Genomic DNA, 25091 nt, shown 5'->3' with positions numbered 1-25091 from the left:
TTCGTCATTCAGCCGTGGGATCTCGTGAATGTACAGAATCATGGTGACGCGCCGCCCTTCGGCAGATGCGGCGCCGCCTTCTGGATCGTGAAGAACACGCCGTTGAAGTTGAGCGAGAATTGCGCTTCGATCTGTTCGGGCGTCACGGCTTCGAGCGGCGCGGCCTGGCCGGCTCCGGCGTTGGCGAACACGATGTCGATACGGCCGTGGCTCTCCACGATATCGACGATCGCGCGATCGATCTGCGCCGGATCGCGCGAATCGACTTTGAGCGCGATCGCCGAATCGCCGAGAATCCGCGCTGCTTCGTCGAGCCGGCTCTGCGTCGTGCCGGTGACGATGACCGTCGCCCCTTCCTTCTGAAACAGCTTGGCCGCTTCCAGTCCGATTCCCGACGTGCCGCCCGTGATGAGCGCGACTTTGTTCTTCAGTTTCATGGCTTGCTCCTTCGATCGATGTTTGAGGTCAGGGGCGTTCGCTTGATTGCGCTGCCCGGTGACTCAACTATCGGCGAGAGGCCCGACACCGGCAAACGAGAAGATCTGCCAACGCGGAGAAGAAAAACTTTTCGGGTGTTGGAGAGGCGCAAGCGATCCTGATGCGCGCGGATCGCGTGGGCGCAGCGGGCCGATGGGCCAGCCGAGTTCGATTCTCAGGCCGCGGCGTCCGAGCGCGCTCACGTATGCCAGCGCCCGTGAATGCGTCAACGAAAGCAGATTCGCGCGCTCATGCCTCGATGCCGAGCGGCGCGAGCACCTTGCGCATGCGCTCGATCGCGAGCGCCGGATCGCGCAGCAGACGCGCCTGATCCGCGAGCCGGAACACATCCGCGAGATAGGCGGGCGGGCGCATGCCGTGATGTCCGCCCGGCATGAAGAAGTGATCCTGAAAGCCGTTCAGATACGCGAGAAAGACCACGCCCGTCTTGTAGTACTGCGTCGGTGCGCGAAAAATGTGGCGCGACAGCGGGACGGTCGGCGACAGCAACGCATGAAAGGTGTCGAGATCGTCGTTTACGAGTGCGGCGAGCGCCTGCGACGCCGCTGGCGCGATCGCATCGAAAATGCCGAGCAGCGCGTGCGAAAAGCCGTGCTCGTCGCCGGCGATGAGACTCGGATAGTTGAAGTCATCGCCCGTGTACATCTTCACCGATGACGGCAGGCTTCGGCGAAACGCGATTTCCTTCGCGTCGTCGAGCAGCGAGATCTTGATGCCGTCCACCTTCCCGACGTTCTCGCCGATCACGTCGAGGCACACGCGCGCCGCGCCTCGATGATCGTCCGCGCCCCAGTAGCCTTCGAGCTCGGGATCGAACATCTCGCCGAGCCAGTGAAGGATCACCGGCTGATCGCACATCGCGAGCACCTCCCGATAGACGCGCCGGTAATCGTCCGGCGTTCGCGCGACTTTTGCGAGCGCGCGGCTCGCCATCAGAATGACGCGGCCGCCCACGCGTTGCACGGCTTCGAGTTGCTGCCCGTAGGCGCGGATGACTGCATCGCACGTCGAGATATCGCGCGGCGCGACATGATCCGTGCCGCAACCGGACGCGATGCGCGCGCCGGGAATGTCGCGCGTGCCCGCGATCGTGCGCGTGATCAGTTCGAGCGCGCTCTGCCACGGCAAGCCCATGCCGCGTTGCGCGGTATCCATCGCTTCGGCGATACCCAAGCCTTGCTGCAACAGATAGCGCCGATAGTCGAGCGTGCGCGCCCAGTCGATGGCGGGCGTGCCGTTCAGTTCGCCCGCGCGCAACGGATCCGCGACGACGTGCGCCGCCGAATACGCGATGCGGTTGAAGGGCGCGGCGGGCGTGCGTACGTCGAGCGGCACGCCTTGCAGACGATATGTCTCGAGTGTGCCGGATGCGGTCGGGAGCCTGATGGTCGAGTTCATGTCGGATCAGTATTTGGTGACGAGCAGGCCGCCGTCGACACGGATGGCCTGGCCAACGCTGTAGGGCAATCCGCCGGTGGCGAGCGTGCGCACGGCGACGGCCACTTCTTGCGGCGTGCCCCAGCGATTGATGGCGGTGAGACCTTGCTCCATTTGCTGGTCGTAGCGTTCCTTCGACGGCGCGGTCATCTCGGTCGCGATGAGTCCCGGCTGCACTTCATACACGCCGATGCCGTGCGGCGCGAGCCGCAGCGCGAACAACGTGTTCGCCATCGAAAGCCCGGCCTTCGATACGCAGTATTCGCCGCGCAACGGCGACGCCGCGACTGCATTCGACGACGTGATCGTGATGACGCTCGGATGCGCCGCGACGCTCGCGCGCGTTCGAGCCAGCATGTGCTTCGCGAACGTCTGCATGAGAAAGAACGTGCCGCGCGTATTGACCGTCATGCAGCGGTCGAAACTTTCCGGCGTGACGTCGAGCAGATCGCCGCGCGACATGACCGAGACGCCCGCGTTGTTCACGAGGCAGTCGATCGTGCTTTCGAGCCGCGCTTCGATATCGAGCAGCATCGGGCGATGGCTGTCGATATCGGCGAGATCGTTGATGACGGCGATGGCGCGCGCGCCGCTTGCCTCGACATCGCGCACGGCCTGATCGAGTTCATCGGATGCGGCGATATCGGTGAGGGCGATATCGAAGCCCGCGCATGCGAGCTCGATGGCGATCGCGCGTCCGATGCCGCGCCGGCTGCCCGTCACGACCGCAATGGGCCGCGCGCTCACAGCGATGCTCCGTTCGCGACGAGATCGCGCGCGATGATCGTGCGCTGAATCTGATTGGTGCCTTCGTAGATCTGCGTGATCTTCGCGTCGCGATACAGCCGCTCCACTTCATAGCCGCGAATGTAGCCGCTGCCGCCGAATATCTGCACGGCGTTCGCGCTGTGCTTGACGGCGGTGTCGCCCGCGAAGCATTTCGCCATCGAACAGGCGATGCTGGCGCGGTCGCCCGTATCGAGACGCTCGGCCGCGTCGTGCACGAGCAGGCGCGCGGCCTGAATGTCTTTCGCCATGTCGGCGAGCATCCACTGCACGCCCTGAAATTCGGCGATATGGCTGCCGAACTGCTTGCGCGTCTGCGCATAGTCGAGCGCGGCTTCGAGCCCCGCCTGCGCGATGCCGACCGCCAGCGCCGCGATGCCGACACGGCCCTTGTCGAGCACGCTCATCATGATGTGAAAGCCGCGTCCTTCTTCGCCGAGCAATGCATCGTGACGCAGCTTCACGCGATCGAAATGCAGCTCGCCCACTTGCGACGCGCGCTGGCCCATCTTGTGTTCCTTCGGTCCCTTCGACACGCCTTCGAGATCGCAATCGACGATGAAGATGCTCATGCCGCGCTTGCCCGCGGCGGGATTCGTGCGCGCGAGCACGAACGCGACATCCGCGACGGGCGCGTTGTGAATCCACAGCTTCGCGCCGTTCAGCTCCCAGCCTTCGGCGGTGCGCGTGGCCGTGGTGCGAATGCCGGAGACGTCGGTGCCCGCATCGGATTCGGTGATGCAGTACGCGGGCCGCAGCGCCGCGCGCAACAACGGCTCCATGTACTGCGCGCGCTGCGCCTCGGTGCCGTGCACGCTCAGCAACGTGCCGACGAGTTCGAGCAGGCCGCATTGATCCGCCACCGACGAATAGCCGCGCGACAGTTCTTCCATGACGAGCGCGTACGCGGCGGCATCGAGACCCGCGCCGCCGAATGCTTCCGGCACCGTGATGCCGAAAAGCCCGAGCTCGCCCATCTGCCGATAAACCTCCGCCGGAAAGCGCTCTTCGCGGTCGAGTTCTTCCGCCAGCGGACGGATGACTTCCTGCGCGAAACGGCGCGTCGTGTCGCGAATCTGTTGATGTGTTTCCGAGAGTTTCATGCCGTCTCCGATCGATATGAAAAGGCCCGCAATTTGCATTCGGCCGACCCGTTCAGATAAACCCGAGCGCCTCGCAGAAGACCTTGAATTACGTGGTTTCGTGTGCCGGCATTCGCGGCAAGTAACCATCTGGTGGGTTATTTAAGACCAACGAAACGCCGCTGTCAACGTGTTTCGCGGCCGATGAAAACGGAGGATGACTTGAGCAAGTGGATGCAGGCCGCCGACGCGGTGCTCGCGCAACTCGAGGCGCGTTTCCTTGGCGACCGGGCACTCGCGCGCTCTGACGATCGTTCGTGCGCTCGGCATCGGCGATGGCAAGGGCAGCGGGCTAGGCCGCCTGGCTCACGAGGGAAGGGTCAGGCGTGTGAGCGGCTTCTCGCGGCCGCATAAGCGGCGCGAACGTATTCGCTATTTGCGGATGGTCCGCAGCACCGTGTCGATGTTGAAGGCGAGGCGCGCATCGAGCGCTTCCTTGTCCATGAAGTCGAAGTCGAAGATCAGCCCGCTCGTAAAACGGTTGGTCAGATAGTAGTAGCTGATGCCGGCCATCGTGATGTGCAGTTGCCGCGGATCGATGCCGCTGCGAAATGCGCCCGATGCGACGCCGCGATCGAGGATGCGCTGCAGCATCGACGTGAAGTTCTGATGGAGTTCCATGAAGCGCGCGGACTTCTTCACGTGACGAGCCTTGTGAAGATTTTCGTTGCTGACGAGGTTCAGGAATTCCGGATGACGAAGGTAGTGGTTCCAGGTATGTGTGACGAGGGCGGCGATCGCATCCTCGGGTGACAGATGATCGAGATCGAGTTTTTGCTCGGCGGAACGGATGTCGGCGTAGACATCCTCCAGCACTTCGAGGAACAGGTTCTCCTTACTGCCGAAGTAGTGATAGATCATCCGCTTGTTGGACTTCGCGCGGGCCGCAATGGCTTCGACGCGAGCGCCATCGAGACCGAGTTTCGCGAACTCCTTCTTCGCCGCTTCGAGAATGCGGGCGCGTGTGACTTCGGGATCGCGCTGTCTGGGTTGGCGAGTGGCGGTAGCCTTCGTGGCTTTGGCGGATTTCGCGGCCGCTTTTTCTGGCGTGGTCGCAATGGTCATGGGGTTCTCATGCACAGAAGTCCGGGAGCCGGCCAATGCCGGCGGTCTGGCGACGACTATAAACCAAAACGTTCGTCTTAAGAGAGTAACCGGGTAGTGCATGGAATGAGGCAGACAGGGTGACGACGAGTGAATCGAAAGCAGCCCTGAAGCTCCCGCGCGAGGCGATACCCACCGCGATGTATATCGACGGCAGGCATCACGCGAACGCGGAGTGCGAATTCATCGCGCGCAAGCGTTCAGGCCATGGCGTGCCGGTGGCGGCGACGGCGCGCCCGCGGCCGCACGTCGATGGGCCATGCTCTCCAACGTCAAACTTCGCTGCGCTTCAGAAGATAATCGAGACCGCCTGCGCGAAACCATCGATAGCCATACGGCTCCAGCACGACCGTATGCTGTCCCTTCGCATCGCCCTGACTATGATCGTCGGATAACAGATTGACCAGCACGTCGTTCTCTCCAGCGCCGAGGCCGACCCGAAACTTCACGGTGCACGCCGCGGCGCTGAAGTTATGCAGGCAGACCACCGAGTTGTTTCGCCAGTCGTAACGCAGCGCAAGCACGTCGTCGCGCGATGCCTTCAGAATCGCGAAGTCGCCCCAGCTTATCTCGGGCACTTCCTTGCGCATCCGGATCATTCTCTCCATCCAGTTCAGCAGCGAGTCCGGATCGCGGCGCTGGCTCGCGACGTTCACACGTTCGTAGCCGTAGGGTCCGCCAGAAATCACCGGGCAAACGGGACGCGCGTGCTTCGTGAAACCGGCATGCGGCTCCGTCGACCATTGCATCGGCGTTCGCACGCTTTCGCGCTCGGGCAGGCGCAGGTCGTCGCCCATGCCGATCTCATCGCCGTAGCGCACGACGGGCGTGCCCGGCAGCGTCAGCATCAGACTGTACGCAAGCTCGAGCCGATGACGATCTCCGTCAAGCATCGGTGCAAGACGACGGCGAATGCCGCGCTTGTACAGTTGCATGTCCGGCTCCGGGGCGAACGCCGCGAACACGGCTTCGCGCTGCGCGGGCGATAGACGGCCAAGATCGAGTTCATCGTGGTTTCGCAGGAATACGCCCCACTGCGCGGTTGCGGCGCGCGATTTCGTCGCGTCGAGCGCGTTCTTCAGAGGCGTGGCGTCGGCGCACGCGAGCGCATGAAACGTGTTCTGATTGACCTGGAAGTTGAACATCATCTGCAATCGCTCGCCCGCGTCGCCGAAGTATTTCATGTCGGTGTCGGGCAGCACGTTCGCCTCCGCGAGAATGATCGCGTCGCCCTGACGCCATTGCAGGAACTCGCGAAACATACGCAGCATGTCGTACTGTTCAACGGGCCGCCTCACCTGTGCGCCCTTGGCGGCGATGACGAACGGGACCGCATCCATGCGAAAGCCCGAAACGCCGAGCTGAATCCAGAAGCCCATGATCTTCAGCAACTCCGCCTGCACGAACGGATTGGATGTATCGAGGTCGGGCTGAAACTCGTAGAAGCGGTGGAAGTACCACATGGCCGCTTCCTTGTCGTAAGTCCACGTCGTCTTTTGCACGCCGGGGAAGACCACGCCGTCCTTCGCGTTGGCCGGCCGTTTCTTCGACCAGACGTACCAGTCGCGATATTTCGAATCGGGATCGCGCCGCGCCTCACGGAACCACGGATGCTGATCCGACGTGTGATTCACGACGAGATCGATCATCACGCGCAACCCGCGTTGACGGCACGCGTGCGTGAACTCCGCGAAGTCGCCGAGCGAGCCGTATCGCGGATCGACGTTGTAGTAATCGCTGATGTCATAGCCGTTGTCGCGGCCAGGCGACGGCTGGAACGGCATCAGCCAGATGGTGGTGATGCCGAGCCCCTGAAGATAGTCGAGCCGCCGCAGCAAGCCCTGAAAGTCGCCGACGCCATCGCCGTTCGCGTCCATGAACGTGCCGACGGACAGGCAATAGATGATCGCGTTCTTGTACCAGAGGTCGTTGACCATACCGATCGCGTGAAGTCGATGAAGGGCGAACCGGGACGGTGCGCCCCTGCATTGCTTATTGCATATGCTATTGCTTCTTCGCGGCATCGACCTTCGCTTCGGCCGCTTTCTTGTTCGCGTCGTTCTGGGCTTCGACCTTGTTTTCATCGGCCTTGGCCTGCGCTACGTTCGCATCGTGGGCGGCGTCCTGCTTCTTCCTGTCGGCCTTCGCCTGGGCATCGTGCATCTTCTTGTTGGCCTTGCTCTGCGCGTTGGCCGCGTCGTTTCGCGCGCCCGATGCCTCCGCAGCCGTGGTCGCCTTCGCGCCCTTGGCGGCCTTCTTGTCGGCATCGGCCTGAGCGGAAGCCTTGTCTTCGTCCGCCGATGCCTGCGCCTTGGCCGCATCGCTCCGAGCTTCGGCCTTCTTCTTGTTCGCCGTCGCCTGCTCCTCCATCTTTTCGCTGTTTGCCTTCATTTGAGCCTTTTGCGCGTCCGAGGCATCTGCGGCGACTGCCGCGTGCTGAAACGCCGTCGTGGCGAGGAGTGTGGACGCGATAACAGCGATGAGCTTTTTCATGATCGATATCTCCTGTACATCTGTTTTTGAATGACTGCTCCCGACGCGGCGGGCTAACGGCATCGCCGATCAATGAAGTTCGCTTCAGAGTTCCGGGGGCACGTTGCGATACGTTGCGTCGTCCCGCTCGAAGCGTTGCCAATAGGGCGGCCGGCTGTAGTACCGGTGAATCGAGTCGGCCCACGAGCGATCTGCCATCGATGGCCACGCATCCTTGTCGAAGCCGGGCGCGCTCTTCACTTGTTCCGTGGTCGCTGAAATCCGAAAGCACTTGTTGTTGGTATCCAGCGTCAAGGCGCTCCATGGAATCGCGAGCAGCTTGTCGCCGATCCCAAGGAAGCCGCCGCTCGAAAGGACCGCATACGCGATGCGTCCGGATGTGACGTCGAGCATGATCTCCTTGATCTTGCCGACATCGTCTCCATCGGAACTCAGTACGTTGTTTCCATCCAGCGTGCTCGCGGCCATGACGTCGGGGCCCGGACCATCCGCGGTCTCGGCGCCTTTCCCGACAATGTTCATCTGGCTTGTATCGACTGACATGATTTGTCTCCCAATGAGCCGACGTTCGACATCGGCATGTCGTTATCGACGCAAAGAACGTTCCGCATATTGGGAGACTGCTTTCGTACGACCGTCGGATGTTTTGCGACTGGATGCTTCTCAGTTCGCCGCGGGACGGACCGTTGCAGTCAGTGCTCCAGTCAGCGTGCCGTCACGCGAATGAGCCTTGCTGCCGGACCTTGATTGATGGGCGCGTCTGCGCGATCAGCGGCGATGCGCCACTTCGGGAACGTGCCGGAGCTGTCGACTTGCCACGCATCACCCGCTTCATCGACGTAGATCGCGCTCGCGCGTCCCTTGGCAGCCGATGTCCTGCGCGCACGCGGCGCATCGCGGTCGAATGACCGGCTGCCCAGCTCGTTGAAGACCGTCGCAAGCGGGCGGTCTGCCTGACCCGACTCGCTGAGCGGAGCGGCGAGCGGTCCTGCGGGCGCGCGCAGCACTGCTTCGGCAGGCTTGCGACCAGCGAGGATCGCGGAGAGCAGCGCCGACGGACCAGTCCGGGCCGATGCTTCGGAAACCTTATCGTCTGCACGCTTCGCGGATGCCGCGCCCGGTGAATCGAGCGTGAGCGGCTCGCTCGCGTTGTCGATCTGCACGACGAGGATGACGTGCCAGTCGTCCGGCGTGTTCCTGTAGCGCGGCGCGAGCGACACGAGACGCATGCGCGCGATGTCGAAGCCCGCGTCGCGCAGCAGCAGATATTTGGCGACGGCGAAATCCTTGCACACGCCGCTTTCGATGAAGAAACGCGCCGGCGCGTAGTAGCTGCCATCGGTTCCGTCGCGGTAGCGGATCTCGTTGACGAGCGCGTCGGCGAGCAGCGCGGCCGAGCGATCGCCGGTCTTTGCGCGCGCGGCCTTGACCTGCGCAACGAGCCGAGTCCATCCGGCGGGTTCGCGCATCTGATGGATGCGCAGCGCTTCGCGCAGGCGCTGCACGCGGCCGATCGCATCCGATGATGGCTCGAGCTTGCTGTCGGCAAGGGGCAAGAGAAAGATCAGGTCGCCGACCTGCGCGAGTTCCGGGCGCATCTTGCGGTTGGCTTCCCACCATGTGCCGGTGCGCAGGCGCTCGATGCCGGCTTTGAGCGCGTGAGGCGTGGCCGTATCGTCAGGAACCGCGACGTGCGCGCCGAATGCGGCTACGTTCGCTGCGCCCGCGACGACGGGCAAAAGCAGCGCGGCTGCCAGCGAGCACTGGAGAAAGCAGACAAGCAGTCGGGCGAGTGGCATGGGCGGACTCCTGACAACCGTACCGCGCGCCAATGCGCCCGGTGACTGGAAGCCGCTCATGCTGTTCGTATCGATGGCAACGCGGGCTTTGAACTGACATTGCATGCGACGTGCCAATTTTCAGTGGCACGCCAGATCGTTGATTAGACGAGACATTGCGATCGTGAACGGGAATGCCGCAAGTCCGCGGTGATGGCCGCCGACCAACTGTCGCGCGATATCTGTTGCCGTCGCGCGGACATTCCGGCGCGCGCGCATAGACGTGGCGGCCAATCTGGCCCCGTCATCCATTCACGATAATTAATCCAAACCGAAATTTTTAATAACTTTCCCTTATATTTTTTCTCGCGCACGATGCTCACACTGTCCACTCTCGATACCACTTGGAGGAAAGCGCGGACGTAGCGGGAAACGACGGCACACCTCGATCGCGTGCCCGTCGAGCGAAATCGTTGCCTCAATACACGCGCCACTCGCGCGCGTCAATCGGCTTTCCCCCTGCACGCCCGTCTCGCAAACAAACCTGACGCATCGGCTTTTCAGCACGACATCAAGCGCCGAACGAGCGCAATGACACATAACGGAGACAGACATGGTGAGCGCAGATTCGACGGTGGCCGGGCAGTCGCACGGGCGTCGTCAGAACAGGTGGGTGCAGTTGGTCATCGGCATCGTCTGCATGGGGCTGGTCGCCAATTTCCAGTATGCGTGGACGTTGTTCGTCATGCCGATGGACGCAAAGCACCATTGGGGGCAAGCGGCGATTCAAACCGCCTTCACGATCTTCATCGTGACCGAAACGTGGCTCGTGCCTGTCGAAGGCTGGCTCGTCGATAAATTCGGACCGCGCCCGGTGGTGATGGGCGGCGCGATCTTCGCTGCGATTGGCTGGATCATCGACGCCCATGCCACCACGCTCATGCATCTGTACATCGCCGCAGTCGTTGCGGGCATCGGTGCCGGCTGCGTGTACGGTACATGCGTCGGCACGGCGCTCAAGTGGTTCCCGGACAAACGCGGTCTCGCGGCCGGCCTGACCGCGGCGGGCTTCGGCGCGGGCGCGGCCGTCACGGTGATTCCGATCTCGAACATGATCCAGAGCTCAGGCTACGAGCACGCGTTCATGTTCTTCGGCATTCTGCAAGGCGCCGTCATATTCGTGCTTGCACTGTTGCTCGTGCGGCCGAATCCGCCGAAAGGCATCGTGCCGGCCAAGCGCATCGTGGCGACCAAGATCGACTACACGACCGGACAGATGGTGCGAGCGCCCATCTTCTGGGTGCTCTATGCGATGTTCGTCGCGGTGGCGGCGGGCGGTGTGATCGCCACTGCGCAATTCGGGCCGATCGCCAAGGAATACGGCTTCGCAAGTTTGCCAGTGAGTCTGTTCGGCGCGACCTTGCCGCTGCTCGCGATGACCTTGTCCATCGACAATCTGTGCAACGGCTTCACGCGCCCGCTATGCGGTTTCATCTCGGACAAGATCGGTCGCGAAAACACCATGTTCATCATCTTCCTGGGCGAAGGCGTCGCGCTGCTGGGGTTGATGCAGTTCGGGCAGAACCCCTACATGTTCATGCTGTTCGCGGCGCTGACCTTCCTGTGTTGGGGCGAGATATTCTCGATCTTCCCGGCGACCTGCGCGGACACCTTCGGCAGCAAGTACGCCGCCGCCAATGCAGGAACGCTATACACGGCCAAGGGCACGGCTTCGATGATGGTGCCGCTCGCGTCGGTGCTCGCGTCGCTCGGTTCATGGAACGCCGTGTTCATCGCTACCGCGATCACGTCGATCGCGGCGGGCGTGTGCGCGAAGTTCGTACTCGCGCCAATGCGTCGCCGATGGATAGAGAACACGGTCACGCAGGCTTCGCCGCAGTCCTATATCGACTTGCCCTTCCAGACCGACTGGACGGACGCGCCGAGCAAGTCGTCGACGCGATGAATCCCGCCTGCTGATACCGAAGCGACGCGTTTCAAGCGCACGCTGTCGCGCGTCCTCCGCAAGAGCTGCGCATTCGATTTGAAAAAAGAAAGGCCGCGTGACAGATGTCCGCGGCCTTTCTTTCTTTAGCGGCGCCGCGCCTGATCTGATGATCGTCAGCGCCTTGACACCGAAACATCTCATCTAAGGGTTCATCCCGATCCCGAACAGCAAACTAAGCTTTGACAAATTCTGTATCTAATATCTAGTATATCACCAACATAACCGGCCCTCTGGGGGAGACAAATGGCAGACGTACTCGAGGCAAGAACACAGGAAGCCGCCGAAGTTCAGGCGCCGCAATTGACCGACGGTTTCCATCTCGTCATCGACGCGTTGAAGCTGAACGACATCGATACGATCTTCGGCCTCGTCGGGATTCCCATCACCGACCTCGCGCGACTCGCTCAGGCCGAAGGCATGCGTTTCATCGGCTTTCGCCATGAGCAGCATGCGGGCAACGCAGCCGCGATCGCGGGCTACATGACGCAGAAGCCGGGCATCTGCCTGACGGTGTCGGCACCGGGCTTCCTGAACGGACTCACGGCGCTCGCCAACGCGACCACCAATTGCTTCCCGATGATCCTGATCAGCGGTTCGAGCGAGCGTGAAATCGTCGATCTGCAGCAGGGCGATTACGAAGAGATGGATCAGCTGAACGCGGCGAAGCCGTATGCGAAGGCCGCCTATCGCGTGCTGCATGCGGAGGACATCGGCATCGGCATCGCGCGTGCGATCCGCGCGGCCGTGTCGGGCCGTCCGGGCGGCGTGTATCTCGATCTGCCCGCCAAGCTGCTGTCGCAGACGATGGACGCGCTCAAGGGCCAGCAATCGCTCATCAAGGTGGTCGATGCCGCGCCGCGTCAGTTGCCGTCGCCGGATTCGGTGAAGCGCGCGCTCGACGTCATCAAGGGTGCGAAGCGTCCGCTGATCCTGCTGGGCAAGGGCGCAGCGTATGCGCAGGCCGACGCGCAGATTCGCGAACTGGTGGAGAAGAGCGGCATCCCGTATCTGCCGATGTCGATGGCCAAGGGCCTGCTGCCGGACACGCATGCGCAATCGGCGTCGGCTGCGCGGTCGTTCGTGCTGCAGGAAGCGGACTGCGTCGTGCTGATCGGCGCGCGTCTGAACTGGCTGCTCGCGCATGGCAAGGGCAAGACGTGGGGCTCGGCGCCGAAGAAGTTCGTGCAGATCGATATCTCGCCGACCGAAATCGACAGCAATGTCGCGATCGCCGCACCGCTGATCGGCGACATCGGCTCGTGCGTGGCGGCGCTCGTCGAGGGCATCGGCGCGGATTTCCCGAAGCCGTCCGTCGAATGGACGGGCGCGATCAACGAGCGCAAGAACAAGAACCTGGAGAAGATGGCCGCGACGCTCGCGAAGAATCCGTCGCCGATGAACTTCCACAGCGCGCTGCGCGCCATTCGCGACGTGTTGAAGACGCGCCCGGACATCAATGTCGTCAACGAAGGCGCGAATACGCTCGACTATGCGCGCAGCATCATCGACATGTACGAGCCGCGCAAGCGCTTCGATTCCGGAACGTGGGGAATCATGGGCATCGGCATGGGCTTCTCGATCGGCGCCGCGGTGACGAGCGGCAAGCAGGTCGTCGCGATCGAAGGCGATAGCGCGTTCGGCTTCAGCGGCATGGAACTCGAAACCATCTGCCGATACGACTTGCCCGTCTGCACCATCGTGTTCAACAACAACGGCGTGTATCGCGGCACCGATGTGAATCCGACCGGCGGCAAGGACGTCGCGCCGACCGTGTTCGTGAAGAACGCACGCTACGACAAGATGATCGAGGCATTCGGCGGCATCGGCTACAACGCGACGACGCCCGAAGAGCTCACGCATGCGCTCGAAGAAGCGATCAAGTCGGGCAAGCCGACGCTCATCAACGCAGTGATCGACGAAACGGCCGGCACGGAGAGCGGTCGCCTGACGAATCTGAACCCGCAAAGCGCGGCATCGAAAAAGTAACCAAGACTAGCCACCCAGGAGAAATTCGTGAGCAAGAAACCACTCGAAGGCATCAAGATCATCGACTTCACGCACGTTCAGGCGGGTCCCGCATGCACGCAGATGCTGGCCTGGTTCGGCGCCGATGTCATCAAGGTCGAGCGTCCCGGTTCCGGCGACGTCACGCGTAACCAGCTGCGCGACATTCCGGATGCGGATGCGCTGTACTTCACCATGCTCAACAGCAACAAGCGCTCGTTGACGCTCGATACGAAGCAGCCCGAAGGCAAGGAAGTGCTCACGAAGCTCATCAAGGAATCGGACGTGCTGGTCGAGAATTTCGGGCCGGGCGCGCTGGACCGGATGGGCTTCTCCTGGGAGAACATCAGCAAGCTGAATCCGAAGATGATCGTGGCGTCCGTCAAGGGCTTCAGCGACGGCCATCACTACGACGATCTGAAGGTCTACGAAAACGTCGCGCAATGCGCGGGCGGCGCGGCATCGACGACGGGCTTCTGGGACGGCCCGCCGACCATCAGCGCGGCGGCGCTCGGCGACAGCAACACCGGCATGCACCTCGCGATCGGCATTCTCACGGCGATCATCGGCCGCCAGCAAACGGGCAAGGGACAGAAAGTCGCCGTGTCGATGCAGGACAGCGTGCTCAATCTGTGCCGCGTGAAGCTGCGCGATCAGCAGCGTCTCGATCGCGTCGGCTATCTCGAGGAATATCCGCAGTATCCGCACGGCACGTTCAGCGACGTCGTGCCGCGCGGCGGCAATGCGGGCGGCGGCGGTCAGCCGGGCTGGGTGCTCAAGTGCAAGGGCTGGGAAACCGATCCGAACGCCTACATCTACTTCACGATTCAGGGGCACGCATGGGCGCCGATCTGCCGCGCAATCGGCAAGGAGCAATGGATCGAGGACCCGGATTACATGACGGCCGAAGCGCGCCAGCCGCATATTTTCGATATCTTCGGCAAGATCGAAGAATGGCTCGCCGACAAGACCAAGTTCGAAGCGGTCGATATCTTGCGCAAGTTCGATATTCCGTGCGCGCCGGTGCTGACGATGAAGGAACTCGCGAACGATCCGTCGTTGCGTGCGAGCGGTTCCATCGTCGAGGTCGATCACAAGGTGCGCGGCAAATATCTCACGGTCGGCAGCCCGATCAAGTTCTCGGACCTGAAGCCGGAGATCACGGGCTCGCCGCTGCTGGGCGAACATACCGAAGAAGTGCTGCTCGAACTCGGCTATAGCAAGGAGCAGGTAGCGCAAATGAAGGAAGCGCGAGCTGTCTGACGCGCTTGAAAAGGGAACCGCTGCCGTCCACGAAAGCCCAAGACGGCAGCGGCCCTTCAGAAATCAGTCTCGATCGATACCCAAGCATGGACGACACAATGACCCCCACGATCGACTACGAACAACTCGTCAATGCGATCGGCGATGCCGTGATCGTTTCGGATGCGAGCGGCGCGATTACGCTATGGAATCCGGCGGCGCAACGCATGTTCGGCTTCACCCAGAGCGAAGCTTTGGGGCAGTCGCTCGATCTGATCATTCCGGAGCGCCTGCGCGGTCGTCATTGGGACGGCTATCACAAGACGATGGCGACCGGCGAGACGCGCTATGGGCACGATCTGCTCAAGGTTCCCGCCGTCGATAAGGACGGACGCGCGATGTCGATAGCGTTCACCGTCGCGCTGCTGCATTCGCCGCAAGGCGAGCTGACCGGTATCGTCGCGATCATCCGCGATGAAACGGCGCGGTTTCAGGAAGAGCGTGCGCTCCGCAAGCGTATCGCCGAACTGGAGGGGAAAGTCGACGCCTGATGATTCAGCGATTCAAAGTATAAAAAGCACCATAGAGATAACGGCTCGCGTCCGCGCAACAAAAGGCGCATGAACGCAGCTCAAGGACGAAGCGGCCACCCATCCCACCGGCCGCTTCGCTCGATGCCCGTATACGCGGCTGACCGACCAGACACTGACCATTATTCGTATCTCGCGCCAGCTTTCTCGCTGATGCGAGGTTTGGCATGCTCGCCAGCCGAATGCAGGCGCGCGCCACTGAAGAATTGAAACCGTCGATTGGGAATTTAGTCATGCCAATGATGATTGCTGTGCCACGGGAACGCTTTCCCGGGGAGCGTCGTGTCGCGTTGACGCCGGAAGTAGTCGGGCATCTGCTGAAGCTCGGATTTGAAGTGAGCGTCGAGGCCGGCGCGGGCGAGCTTGCCGCATTTTCCGACGATGCCTATCGCGCTGCGGGTGCGCGAATCGTGGAGAATGCGCCGTCGCTCTATGCGGACGCGGATATCGTCGTGAAAGTGCGTGCGCCTTCCATTGCGCCCGTGGGCGATGAAGTCGAGTTGCTGCGCGAAGGATCGACGCTCATCAGTTTCATCTGGCCGGCGCAGAACGAAGCGTTGTTGACGCGCCTCTCTGCGCGCAACGTCACCGTGCTCGCGATGGACTGCGTGCCGCGCATCTCGCGCGCTCAAAAGCTCGATGCTTTGAGTTCGATGGCCAACATGGCGGGCTATCGCGCGGTCATCGAAGCGGCGCACCAGTTCGGCCGCGGCTTCATGGGACAGATCACGGCGGCGGGCAAGATCGCGCCCGCGAAAGTGATGGTGATCGGCGCGGGCGTCGCGGGACTGGCGGCGATCGGCGCGGCGCGCAGTCTCGGCGCGATCGTCCGTGCTTTCGATACGCGGCCCGAAGTGCGGCAGCAGGTGGAAAGCATGGGCGCCGAGTTTCTCGAACTGGACTACGTCGAGGACGGCAGCGGCAGCGGCGGCTACGCGAAAGAGATGAGCGCCGAATTCATCGCGGCTGAAATGGCGCTGTTCGCCGCGCAGGCAAAAGACGTCGACGTCATCGTGACGACCGCGCTGATTCCGGGCAAGCCCGCGCCGAAACTGATCACCGCCGACATGGTGCGCAGCATGCGCCAAGGCAGCGTGATCGTCGACATGGCGGCGGAGCAGGGCGGCAACTGCGAGCTGACGCGGCCGGGCGAGGCGGCATCGATCGAAGGCGTCACGATCGTCGGCTATACGGATCTGCCATCGCGCATGGCAACGCAATCGAGCCAGTTGTACGGCACCAATCTGCGGCATCTTCTGACCGATCTGACGCCGCAGAAGAACGGCGAAATCACGCTCGATACCGATGACGAAGTGATGCGCGGCGTCACCGTCGTGCTGCGCGGCGAGGTGAAATGGCCGCCGCCCAAGAAGCCGGAGCCCGCGATTGCGCCGCCCGCTGCCGCAAAGCCCGCTGCAACGATTGCCGTGACCATCGAACAGAAGCGTCGCGCGGGATGGATCGGCGTGGCCGGGCTCGTCATCGCGGCTGCGTTGCTTGCCGCGCTCGGCGCCGTTGCGCCGCCTGCGTTCGTCGCGCACTTCACGGTGTTCGTGCTGGCGATCTTCGTCGGCTTTCAGGTCGTGTGGAACGTGACGCCCGCCTTGCACACGCCGCTGATGAGCGTGACCAACGCGGTCAGCGGAATCATCGTGACGGGGGCGCTGCTGCAGGTCGGCACGCCGGATCATCTGGTCGCGATTCTCGCGGGCCTCGCGATCCTCGTCGCGACAATCAATATCGCTGGCGGCTTTCTCGTCACTCAACGCATGTTGAACATGTTCCAGCGCTAAGGAGATCGACATGCAAACTGGAATCGGAAGCATCGCCTATCTGGCGGCGAGTGTGCTGTTCATCCTGAGCCTGCGCGGGCTCAGTCATCCATCGACGGCGCGGCGCGGCAATCTCTACGGCGTCGCCGGCATGGCCATCGCGATCGTCACCACGCTCTGGCTCAACGGCGGGGAAGCGCTGCCGGCCGTCGCCGCGCTGATGGCGATCGGCATCGCGGGCGGCGCGATCCTCGCGCGGCGCGTCGAGATGACGCAAATGCCGCAACTCGTCGCGGCATTGCATAGCTTCGTGGGTCTCGCGGCCGTGCTGGTCGCCATTGCGAGCTACCTGTCGCCGGCAGCCGGCGCGGAATCGGACAGCGCGGCGCAGTCGGTCCACAACGTGGAGATCTATCTCGGCGTGTTCATCGGCGCGGTAACGTTCACGGGGTCCATCGCCGCGTTTCTGAAGTTGCAGGGCGTGGTAGGCGGCAAGCCGTTGCTGCTGCCGATGCGGCACACGCTGAATCTCGTCGGCGTGTTCGCGTGCATCGCGCTCGGCTACGTGTTCCTGACAGCGCCCGACGCCGATGTGGGCATCAGCTCGCTCTTGACGATGACCGTCATCGCCGCGCTGATCGGCGTGCATCTGGTGATGGCGATCGGCGGCGCGGACATGCCGGTGGTCGTGTCGATGCTGAACAGCTATTCGGGCTGGGCCGCCGCCGCGACGGGTTTCATGTTGAGCAACGATCTGCTGATCGTGACCGGCGCGCTGGTCGGGTCGAGCGGAGCGATTCTGAGCTACATCATGTGCCGCGCGATGAACCGCAAGTTCCTCTCCGTGATTCTCGGCGGATTCGGCACGGCGACCTCGACCGCTTCGAAGACGATCGAGGGTGAAGTCGCGCCGGTCACGGTCGACGAAGTCGGCTCGCTGCTGCGCGATGCGTCGGAAGTCGTCATCGTGCCCGGTTACGGCATGGCGGTCGCGCAGGCTCAGGCGACGATCAGCGAGATCACGAAGAAGCTGCGCAGCAAGGGCGTGAACGTGCGATTCGGCATTCATCCGGTGGCGGGCCGCTTGCCGGGGCACATGAACGTGCTGCTCGCGGAGGCGAAGGTGCCCTACGACATCGTCCTGGAGATGGACGAGATCAACGACGACTTTTCCAACACGGATGTCGTGCTGGTGATCGGCGCAAACGACATCGTGAATCCTGGCGCGCTGGAGGATCCCGGCAGTCCCATCGCCGGGATGCCCGTGCTCGAAGTGTGGAAGGCGCGCACCGTGGTCGTGTCCAAACGAAGCATGGCGGCAGGCTACGCCGGCGTCGACAATCCGCTCTTCTATAAGGAAAACACGCGGATGCTCTTCGGCGATGCGAAGGGCAGTGTCGATGCGTTGCTCAGTCATCTTGGCGCTTGAGATAGGGGTTTAAACGATGAAGATCTGTGTGTATGGCGCCGGAGCGATCGGTGCATATATGGGCGCGCAACTGGCGTCGGCGGGCGCGGACGTGAGCTTCGTTGCGCGTGGTCCGCATCTCGCGGCGATGCAGGAAAACGGTGTACGGCTGCAAATCGATGGCGGGGAACGTGTCGTCAAGGTCAGATGCGCGTCGGATCCGCGCGAGCTGGGTCCGCAAGACTACGTGATCATCGCGTTGAAAGCGCATTCGGTGCCGGGCGTCGTCGGCCAGATCCAGACTTTGCTCGGACCAGAGACGGCTATCGTCACGGCCGTCAACGGCATTCCGTACTGGTACTTCTACAAGCATGGCGGCGAGCTGGAAGGCTCCACGCTCGACAGCATCGATCCCGGCGCGAAGCAATGGAACGCGCTCGGACCGGAGCGTGCGATCGGTTGTGTCGTGTATCCGGCGGCGGAAGTCGTCGCGCCGGGCGTGATCCGCCATGTGTACGGCAAGAAGTTCCCCATCGGCGAACCGAATGGAGAGCGCAGCGAGCGCGTTCAGAAGCTGCATGAAATCATGAGCGCGGCGGATCTGGATGCGCCCATTCGCGAGCGTATTCGCGATGAAATCTGGCTGAAGCTCTGGGGCAACCTCTGCTTCAATCCGATCAGCGCATTGACTCATGCAACGCTCGATGTCATTACGAGCAATCCGGCCACGCGCGCCGTGTCGAAAGCGATGATGCTGGAGGCGAAAGCGATCGCGGATCGCTTCGACGTGCATTTCCGTGTCGATGTCGAAAGACGTATCGACGGTGCGGGTGCGGTCGGCGCGCACAAGACGTCGATGCTCCAGGATCTCGAGGCCAACCGGCCGATGGAAATCGATCCGCTCCTTACCGTCGTCCAGGAAATGGGGCGTCTCGTCGGGCAGGCGACACCGACGATCGATACGGTGCTCGCGCTCATCAAGCTGCGAGGACAGATGGCGGAGCCTTCGCTTCAATCGGCGGGACAATCGACGCCCGTGGCCGAGAAGCCTTCGCGGACGGGCTTAACAGCAGTAGCCAGCGCGTAATTGCAGCGTAGCGACACGTCGGGCAGGCCTGCCCGGCGTTTCAAGGCGCGAGTGCGTTCGAGAATCGCGGGTCGCCGAGATACGCGACATTGAAGCGAAACCACGGCGAAACGATGTTCGCGTGCGCGGAAAAAATCGTCCCCGGCGCGAGGATCACGTGCTTGCCGAGCATCTCCTTCGCGAACGCTATCGAATCGTCGTGCGCGGGCAAACGCGCCCATAGATAAAGACTCTGATCGCTGACCTTGAAGATGGTCGCGCCAAGACGCGTCAACGCTTCGACGCCCGTCGCCGTCGCGCGTTTGAGGCGGTCCTGCAAGCGGTTCGTGTGACGCAGGAAGTGTCCGTCGCCGACGATCGCATCGAGCGTGCGCTCGCAGTATTCGCTGCTGCTCACGTGCGTGAGCATCTTCACGTCGGCGAGATCGCTGGCGAGATCGGCATCGCAGGCGAGAAAGCCCACGCGCAGCGCCGCCGACACCGACTTCGAAAAGCTGCCGATATAAATCGTGCGCCGCAATTGATCCAGCGCGCTGATGCGCGTCGCCGAGCGCGGCTTGAGATCGGCGAGGGCGTCGTTCTCGACGACGATCAGATCGTGCGCTTCCGCCAGTTGCAGAACGCGGTGCGCCTTCGCCGCGCTGATGTCCGTCGCGGTGGGATTGTGTCCGACCGATTGCGTGAAGAAGAGCCGCGGCCGATGCGTCTTGAGCCGCTCCTCCAGCGCCGCGATATCCGGCCCGTCGACCGCGCGCGGCACGCCGACGATATTCGCGCCCGACAGCTTCAGCTTGCCGAACAGCGCGTAATAGCCGGGATCGTCGACGAGCACGGTGTCGCCCGGGCGCACGAAGTAACGCACGACCATGTCCATCGCCTGATTCGCGCCGTGCGTGAGGACGATCTGTTGCGGCGCGGCTTCGATCTCATAGCCGGCGAGCTTTTGCTGCAGATGCTGACGCAAGGGCAGATAGCCGAAGCGGCTGCCGTAACGAAACAGCGACGCGACACCGGTTCGCACGACGCGCTGGTGGAAGTGATCGAGCCGCGTCTCTTCGAGCCATGCGACGGGCGGAAATCCCTCACCGAGATTGAGAAAGTCCGGCTTGCTCTGCAACTGTTCGCGCATGAGCCAGACCGAATCCATCGCGCGATCGAGCGTCGGCGCATCTTCGTCATGCTGCTGCGGCTTCGCCACGCTCGCGACGTAAAAGCCCGCGCCGCGTCGCGGCTCGATGAGACCGTTCGCCGTCAGCATGTCGAACGCGCTGATGACGGTGTTTTTTGCGCAGCCGTTCGCCTCAGCGTATTCCCTGATCGACGGGAGTTTGTCGCCCGCGCGCAGCACACCTTCGGTGATCTGTCTGGCGAGATTGTCCGCGAGTGTCGCAGACAGGCTCGGCTTCTCATGCCGCATCGTATCGACCTGTTCTGAAAATGATCCTGCTGTCATGGGTACAGCAAGGTCACTGTTTGTCGGAATTGTACCTTTGAAATGGGTACAGTCAGCCTATTATTCGCTCACCCGGTGCGTTGCTGCAAGCATCGAAAGCGAACACTCACGACACACATCCAGACAGAAGAGGAAGACACATGATCGATTCGAAGTTGCCGAACTTCCGCGCGATGTCGCCCGCGCAACGCCTCTCGCACATCGCGCAGGCAGCGGACCTCGACGACGCCGAGCACGCGCTCCTCGCGAAACCCGGCGCGCTGCCGCTCGAAACCGCGAACGGCATGATCGAAAACGTCGTCGGCACGTTCGAATTGCCGATGGCGGTGGCGGGCTACTTCCAGATCAACGGCCGCGACGTGCTGGTGCCGATGGCGGTCGAAGAGCCGTCGATCGTCGCCGCGGCGTCGTTCATGGCGAAGCTCTCGCGCGAGGCGGGCGGCTTTCGCACCTCCAGCACCGGGCCGTTGATGCGCGCGCAAGTGCAGATCGTCGGCGTGTCGGACCCGTATGGCGCGCGGCTTGCGATTCTCAAGCATCGCGACGAGCTGATCGAAATGGCGAACGCGCGCGACAAGGTGCTGATCGGTCTCGGCGGCGGCTGCCGCGACATCGAAGTGCACGTGTTTCCGGACACGCCGCGCGGCGCGATGATCGTCGCGCATCTGATCGTCGACGTGCGCGACGCAATGGGCGCGAACACCGTCAACACGATGGCCGAAACCGTCGCGGGCCGCATGGAGGAAATCACGGGCGGCAAGGTGCGTCTGCGCATCCTGTCGAATCTCGCGGATCTGCGCCTCGCGCGCGCGCAGGTTCGCTACAGTGCGGCCACGCTGCAAACGAAGGAATACGCGGGCGAGGACGTGATCGCCGGCGTCGTCGATGCGTATCTGTTCGCAGCGATCGATCCGTATCGCGCCGCCACGCACAACAAGGGCATCATGAACGGGATCGATCCGGTGATCGTCGCGACGGGCAACGACTGGCGCGCGGTCGAGGCGGGCGCGCACGCGTACGCGAGCCGCGGCGGGCGCTATACGTCGCTGACGACGTGGGAAGTGGCGAACGACGGCGACCTCGTCGGCACGATCGAAATGCCGATGCCCGTCGGACTCGTCGGCGGCGCGACGAAGACGCATCCGCTCGCGCGTCTCGCGTTGAAGATCATGAACGTGGGCTCGGCGCAGGAACTCGGCGAGATCGCCGTCGCGGTCGGTCTCGCGCAGAACATGGGCGCGTTGCGTGCGCTCTCGACGGAGGGCATCCAGCGCGGCCACATGGCGCTGCACGCGCGCAACATCGCGCTGGCAGCGGGCGCGAGTGGCACGGATATCGACTGGGTCGTGAAGAAGATGGTCGCCGCGCGCAACGTGAGCGTCGATTACGGCATGAGTCTTCTGCAAGGGCCGCGCGATGAATGAGCTGCCAAAGCGCGTACGCATCGTCGAAGTCGGTCCGCGCGACGGCTTGCAGAACGAGCCGTCGCCCGTATCGGCCGATGTGAAGGCCGAACTCATCGAGCGCCTGATCGATGCGGGCGTGCGCTATGTCGAAGCGGCCTCGTTCGTATCGCCGAAATGGGTGCCGCAAATGGCCGATGGCGCGCACGTGCTCGAACGCGTGCGCGACAAGGCGCGCGCCACGCACACGACGCTCGCCGCGCTCGTGCCGAACATGAAGGGCCTCGACGCCGCGCTCGCATCGCATGTCGATGAAATCGCGGTCTTCGCGGCGGCATCCGAATCGTTCTCGCAGAAGAACATCAACTGTTCGATCGACGAAAGCATCGCGCGCTTCGAACCGGTGATCGCGGCGGCGCGCGAGGCGAACGTACGCATTCGCGGCTATGTATCCTGCGTGCTCGGATGCCCGTTCGAAGGCGAGATTGCGCCGCAAGCCGTCGCGCGCGTCGCAAGGAAGCTCTTCGACATGGGCTGCTCCGAGATCAGTCTCGGCGATACCATCGGCGCGGGCACGCCGCGAAAAACCCAGGCGATGCTCGACGCGTGCATCGAACACATTCCCGTCGATGCGCTCGCCGGTCACTTCCACGATACGTGGGGCATGGCCGCCGCGAACGTGCACGCGGCGCTGCAACGCGGCGTCGCGGTGTTCGATGGCTCGGTATCGGGCATCGGCGGATGTCCGTATTCGCCGGGCGCGACGGGCAACGCCGCAACGGAGGACATCGTCTATTTGTGCGAGGGCATGGGCATCGAGACGGGCATCGATCTGAACGGACTTGTGCAAGCGGGCGCGTTCATTTCGACGGCATTGAAGCGCGAAACGTCATCGCGCGTGGCGCGCGCACTCGAGGCCAAGCGTCAGCGACAAGAAAAGCAGTGCATCTGATCACTCCATTCAAGGAGGAGACATGGAACAGCAACTCGCCGCGCACGAGCGCGGCCGGGCGCTCTCGCAAAGCGCCGAAACGACGGAGTATCAGCTCGTCGAAATATGGGGCGATACCGTCGATACGCGGCATCTCGCGTGGTCGGTCGTGCTCGGCATCGCGATCAGCTACGGCGCGTTCGCCATCGCGAATCGCGTGCTCGCCGCTTATGTGCCCGATGCCGCGATGGCCCGCGCTTACGCGATGCTCGTCGGCCTCGCCGGATGCCTGATCGCGGGCGCGGTCTGCGCGAAGCTCTTCAAGCCGAAGCGCGAAGTGGTCGAGGAAGCGCACGGCGCGGCGGGCCGCGAGGAAGTGCTGAAGCAGCTCGCGAACGAAGCGGGCGGACTCGGGCGCGTCGCGGACCTGCCGCCTTCGGTCGTCGCGGAAATGAAGGAGCTCGGTTTGTACGAGCTTTTCGCCGAATATGAACAACGCGATGAACAACGCGAAGGAGCGCGCTGATGGAACCGTTCGTCACTCAACTGCTCGTCGCGCTCGGCATGGGACTCATCGGCGCGATCGTGTTCTCCGGCATCGGCCTCATTTCGGGCACCGATGAAACCACGACGCTCGCGCCGCTCACCTTGCTCGTCGTGCTGCTCGGCGTGCCGCCCGTCGGCGTGTTTTCGTTCTTCATGGCGGGCGCGGTGTCGAAGCACATGACGCACGCGATTCCGACCGCCTTGCTCGGCATTCCCGGCGACACGCTCGCCACGCCCCTGCTGCAACAGGCGACGATGCTGCGCAACCTCGGCGTGCCGCATATCGCCCTGCGCAAGATGATCTCGGGCGCGATCGTCGCGGCGTTCGTCGCCGTGCCGCTCGCGGTGCTGTTCGCGGTGCTGCTCGCGCCGTTCGGGCCGGTCATCACGAAGGCCGCGCCGTGGGTGTTTCTCGCGGCATCGGTCGCCATTGCGTTCTTTTCGTCGGGACGATGGGCCTCGGTGTTTCTGCTCGTGCCGTTCGTGCTGGTGATCGTCGGTCTTCAGGCGCTCACGGGCAAATACGGCGTGAAGCTCTCGGTGAGCTACTTCCTCGGCATCGCGATCGGGCCGCTCATCGCCGATCTGTTCTCGATACTCTCGCCCGCCGATCGCGCCCGCATGCGCCGCGAACGCGTCCGCACGTTCTCGCTCGCGCCCGACGTGAAGGGCTGGAGCGGCTACTTCCCCAATCCGATGAAAGTGCTGGACGGCCAGCAACGCGGCTGGGTCGCGGCCACCGCGGCGATATCGAGCGCGACATTCGTGTTCAGCCCGGTCGCGATGACGGTCGTGCTCGGCGAACTCGTCGGCTCGCGTGTGAAGCATGCGTATCATCGCCTGACGACGGTGATCTCCGCGCGCAACGGCGTGACCGAAGCGACTTACATCGCCGAAGCGCTGATTCCGCTGATCGCGTTCGGTCTGCCGCTGAGTCCTGTCGCGGCGGGACCGGCCGCGCCGCTATTCAACGCACCGCCGCGCTTTTTCGTCGATACGGCGACGGGCCACATCAACAATCTGCATACGTTGATGACGACGTGGCAGTTCCTCGGCTTCGGCTTGCTCGCGGTCGTGCTCGCGGCGCTCGTCGCGTATCCGCTGTCGATGAACTACGCGCATCGCGCGGCGTCGTTCGTCGCGAGGAAGCTGAGTCACGAGGCGATCATCGCGACGTTCGTCGGTCTGATCGTCGTAATCAGCGTGTGGGAAGGGCAACTGCTCGGTCTGCTCGTGATTCTGAGCGTGGGCTTGCTCGGCGGATTGCTGTCGCGCAACTTCGGCTTCAATACCGGCGTGCAGTTCATGGGCTATTACACGGCGGTGTTGAGCGTGCCGGCTTTGACGAAGGCCTTTGGCGCGTGACGCGATGCGCGCTGCGTTTCGTTATCCGACCGGCGGCAACCGGT

General features: G+C 63.1%; 21 protein-coding genes. 11 read left to right on the top strand and 10 right to left on the bottom strand.

The features are described 5' to 3' along the window. Positions 1-38: 38 nt before the first annotated feature. From QCE49_RS17655 to QCE49_RS17615, 9 genes are all read right to left on the bottom strand, one after another. Positions 39-437: an SDR family oxidoreductase gene (locus QCE49_RS17655; RefSeq protein WP_250457039.1), complete on the bottom strand. Its 399-nt coding sequence runs from the start codon at positions 435-437 to the stop codon at positions 39-41. Positions 438-726: 289 nt separating this feature from the next. Then, entirely contained in the window at positions 727-1896 is a 1170-nt protein-coding gene (locus QCE49_RS17650) for a dihydrodipicolinate synthase family protein (RefSeq protein WP_250457038.1), read from the bottom strand. Positions 1897-1902: 6 nt separating this feature from the next. Continuing rightward, positions 1903-2682 (bottom strand): 3-ketoacyl-ACP reductase, encoded by a 780-nt coding sequence (locus QCE49_RS17645; RefSeq protein ID WP_250457037.1) that lies wholly within the window; start codon positions 2680-2682, stop codon positions 1903-1905. Further along, positions 2679-3824, bottom strand: coding sequence for an acyl-CoA dehydrogenase family protein (locus QCE49_RS17640; protein WP_250441399.1), 1146 nt, complete (start codon positions 3822-3824; stop codon positions 2679-2681). The genes QCE49_RS17645 and QCE49_RS17640 overlap by 4 nt, the downstream gene beginning before the upstream one ends. A gap of 411 nt (positions 3825-4235) precedes the next feature. Beyond that, a complete protein-coding gene (locus tag QCE49_RS17635) occupies positions 4236-4928 on the bottom strand; it encodes a TetR/AcrR family transcriptional regulator (protein ID WP_175980357.1) in 693 nt (230 codons plus the stop codon). Positions 4929-5239: 311 nt separating this feature from the next. Next, positions 5240-6904, bottom strand: a complete 1665-nt coding sequence (locus QCE49_RS17630) for an alpha-amylase family protein (RefSeq protein WP_250457036.1) — start codon at positions 6902-6904, stop codon at positions 5240-5242. 67 nt (positions 6905-6971) lie between these two features. Next, positions 6972-7460 carry a hypothetical protein gene (locus QCE49_RS17625; protein ID WP_008346481.1) on the bottom strand — a complete coding sequence of 163 codons (489 nt, stop codon included), beginning with the start codon at positions 7458-7460 and terminating at the stop codon, positions 6972-6974. An 84-nt stretch (positions 7461-7544) separates the two neighbouring features. Then, complete coding sequence (locus QCE49_RS17620) at positions 7545-8003, bottom strand: PRC-barrel domain-containing protein (RefSeq protein WP_008346482.1); 459 nt, start codon at positions 8001-8003, stop codon at positions 7545-7547. 161 nt (positions 8004-8164) lie between these two features. Then, positions 8165-9259 (bottom strand): transglutaminase-like domain-containing protein, encoded by a 1095-nt coding sequence (locus tag QCE49_RS17615; RefSeq protein ID WP_250457035.1) that lies wholly within the window; start codon positions 9257-9259, stop codon positions 8165-8167. Between the two features lie 592 nt (positions 9260-9851). On the opposite strand from QCE49_RS17615, the gene oxlT reads away from it, so the two are divergent. The 7 genes from oxlT to QCE49_RS17580 all read left to right on the top strand — a co-directional run bounded on the left by oxlT (position 9852) and on the right by QCE49_RS17580 (position 19349). Beyond that, positions 9852-11204: an oxalate/formate MFS antiporter gene (gene oxlT / locus QCE49_RS17610; protein WP_250457034.1), complete on the top strand. Its 1353-nt coding sequence runs from the start codon at positions 9852-9854 to the stop codon at positions 11202-11204. Positions 11205-11489: 285 nt separating this feature from the next. After that, a complete protein-coding gene (gene oxc / locus QCE49_RS17605; protein ID WP_175980183.1) occupies positions 11490-13232 on the top strand; it encodes an oxalyl-CoA decarboxylase in 1743 nt (580 codons plus the stop codon). Positions 13233-13259: 27 nt separating this feature from the next. Continuing rightward, positions 13260-14513: a formyl-CoA transferase gene (gene frc, locus QCE49_RS17600; RefSeq protein WP_008346490.1), complete on the top strand. Its 1254-nt coding sequence runs from the start codon at positions 13260-13262 to the stop codon at positions 14511-14513. A gap of 98 nt (positions 14514-14611) precedes the next feature. After that, positions 14612-15043, top strand: a complete 432-nt coding sequence (locus QCE49_RS17595) for a PAS domain-containing protein (protein ID WP_250457033.1) — start codon at positions 14612-14614, stop codon at positions 15041-15043. Between the two features lie 272 nt (positions 15044-15315). Further along, positions 15316-16875 carry a Re/Si-specific NAD(P)(+) transhydrogenase subunit alpha gene (locus QCE49_RS17590; protein ID WP_250437636.1) on the top strand — a complete coding sequence of 520 codons (1560 nt, stop codon included), beginning with the start codon at positions 15316-15318 and terminating at the stop codon, positions 16873-16875. A 10-nt stretch (positions 16876-16885) separates the two neighbouring features. Then, complete coding sequence (gene pntB / locus QCE49_RS17585) at positions 16886-18283, top strand: Re/Si-specific NAD(P)(+) transhydrogenase subunit beta (protein WP_008346496.1); 1398 nt, start codon at positions 16886-16888, stop codon at positions 18281-18283. 16 nt (positions 18284-18299) lie between these two features. Continuing rightward, positions 18300-19349: a 2-dehydropantoate 2-reductase gene (locus tag QCE49_RS17580; protein WP_250457032.1), complete on the top strand. Its 1050-nt coding sequence runs from the start codon at positions 18300-18302 to the stop codon at positions 19347-19349. Positions 19350-19389: 40 nt separating this feature from the next. Here QCE49_RS17580 and QCE49_RS17575 read toward each other — a convergent pair whose 3' ends face one another. Then, the gene (locus tag QCE49_RS17575; RefSeq protein WP_175980356.1) at positions 19390-20766 is read right to left on the bottom strand and encodes a PLP-dependent aminotransferase family protein; all 1377 of its coding nucleotides are present in this window, start codon (positions 20764-20766) and stop codon (positions 19390-19392) included. A 176-nt stretch (positions 20767-20942) separates the two neighbouring features. Here QCE49_RS17575 and QCE49_RS17570 point away from each other — a divergent pair, with 176 nt between their 5' ends. From QCE49_RS17570 to QCE49_RS17555, 4 genes are read left to right on the top strand one after another with little or no spacing between them, the layout of a single operon-like run. Next, positions 20943-22226, top strand: coding sequence for a hydroxymethylglutaryl-CoA reductase, degradative (locus QCE49_RS17570; protein WP_008346501.1), 1284 nt, complete (start codon positions 20943-20945; stop codon positions 22224-22226). Next, positions 22219-23157, top strand: coding sequence for a hydroxymethylglutaryl-CoA lyase (locus tag QCE49_RS17565; protein WP_309806235.1), 939 nt, complete (start codon positions 22219-22221; stop codon positions 23155-23157). The genes QCE49_RS17570 and QCE49_RS17565 overlap by 8 nt, the downstream gene beginning before the upstream one ends. A 22-nt stretch (positions 23158-23179) precedes the next feature. Further along, on the top strand, positions 23180-23662 hold the full coding sequence (locus QCE49_RS17560) for a hypothetical protein (RefSeq protein ID WP_250437640.1): 483 nt from the start codon (positions 23180-23182) through the stop codon (positions 23660-23662). Further along, a complete protein-coding gene (locus QCE49_RS17555) occupies positions 23662-25047 on the top strand; it encodes a tripartite tricarboxylate transporter permease (protein ID WP_061133369.1) in 1386 nt (461 codons plus the stop codon). Before QCE49_RS17560 ends, QCE49_RS17555 begins: the two co-directional genes overlap by 1 nt. The last annotated feature ends 44 nt before the right edge of the window (positions 25048-25091 follow it).

This window comes from Caballeronia sp. LZ008 (genome assembly GCF_031451435.1).
Classification (GTDB): Bacteria; Pseudomonadota; Gammaproteobacteria; order Burkholderiales; family Burkholderiaceae; genus Caballeronia; species Caballeronia zhejiangensis.
This window is presented reverse-complemented; position numbering and strand designations above follow the sequence as displayed.

Bases quoted from the DNA above. Each gene is read 5' to 3' on its own strand.
- QCE49_RS17655 (WP_250457039.1), bottom strand. From the start codon at position 437: ATGAAACTGAAGAACAAAGTCGCGCTCATCACGGGCGGCACGTCGGGA.
- QCE49_RS17650 (WP_250457038.1), bottom strand. From the start codon at position 1,896: ATGAACTCGACCATCAGGCTCCCGACCGCATCCGGCACACTCGAGACA.
- QCE49_RS17640 (WP_250441399.1), bottom strand. From the start codon at position 3,824: ATGAAACTCTCGGAAACACATCAACAGATTCGCGACACGACGCGCCGT.
- QCE49_RS17635 (WP_175980357.1), bottom strand. From the start codon at position 4,928: ATGACCATTGCGACCACGCCAGAAAAAGCGGCCGCGAAATCCGCCAAA.
- QCE49_RS17630 (WP_250457036.1), bottom strand. From the start codon at position 6,904: ATGGTCAACGACCTCTGGTACAAGAACGCGATCATCTATTGCCTGTCC.
- QCE49_RS17625 (WP_008346481.1), bottom strand. From the start codon at position 7,460: ATGAAAAAGCTCATCGCTGTTATCGCGTCCACACTCCTCGCCACGACG.
- QCE49_RS17620 (WP_008346482.1), bottom strand. From the start codon at position 8,003: ATGTCAGTCGATACAAGCCAGATGAACATTGTCGGGAAAGGCGCCGAG.
- QCE49_RS17615 (WP_250457035.1), bottom strand. From the start codon at position 9,259: ATGCCACTCGCCCGACTGCTTGTCTGCTTTCTCCAGTGCTCGCTGGCA.
- oxlT (WP_250457034.1), top strand. From the start codon at position 9,852: ATGGTGAGCGCAGATTCGACGGTGGCCGGGCAGTCGCACGGGCGTCGT.
- oxc (WP_175980183.1), top strand. From the start codon at position 11,490: ATGGCAGACGTACTCGAGGCAAGAACACAGGAAGCCGCCGAAGTTCAG.
- QCE49_RS17595 (WP_250457033.1), top strand. From the start codon at position 14,612: ATGACCCCCACGATCGACTACGAACAACTCGTCAATGCGATCGGCGAT.
- QCE49_RS17590 (WP_250437636.1), top strand. From the start codon at position 15,316: ATGCCAATGATGATTGCTGTGCCACGGGAACGCTTTCCCGGGGAGCGT.
- pntB (WP_008346496.1), top strand. From the start codon at position 16,886: ATGCAAACTGGAATCGGAAGCATCGCCTATCTGGCGGCGAGTGTGCTG.
- QCE49_RS17580 (WP_250457032.1), top strand. From the start codon at position 18,300: ATGAAGATCTGTGTGTATGGCGCCGGAGCGATCGGTGCATATATGGGC.
- QCE49_RS17575 (WP_175980356.1), bottom strand. From the start codon at position 20,766: ATGCGGCATGAGAAGCCGAGCCTGTCTGCGACACTCGCGGACAATCTC.
- QCE49_RS17570 (WP_008346501.1), top strand. From the start codon at position 20,943: ATGATCGATTCGAAGTTGCCGAACTTCCGCGCGATGTCGCCCGCGCAA.
- QCE49_RS17565 (WP_309806235.1), top strand. From the start codon at position 22,219: ATGAATGAGCTGCCAAAGCGCGTACGCATCGTCGAAGTCGGTCCGCGC.
- QCE49_RS17560 (WP_250437640.1), top strand. From the start codon at position 23,180: ATGGAACAGCAACTCGCCGCGCACGAGCGCGGCCGGGCGCTCTCGCAA.
- QCE49_RS17555 (WP_061133369.1), top strand. From the start codon at position 23,662: ATGGAACCGTTCGTCACTCAACTGCTCGTCGCGCTCGGCATGGGACTC.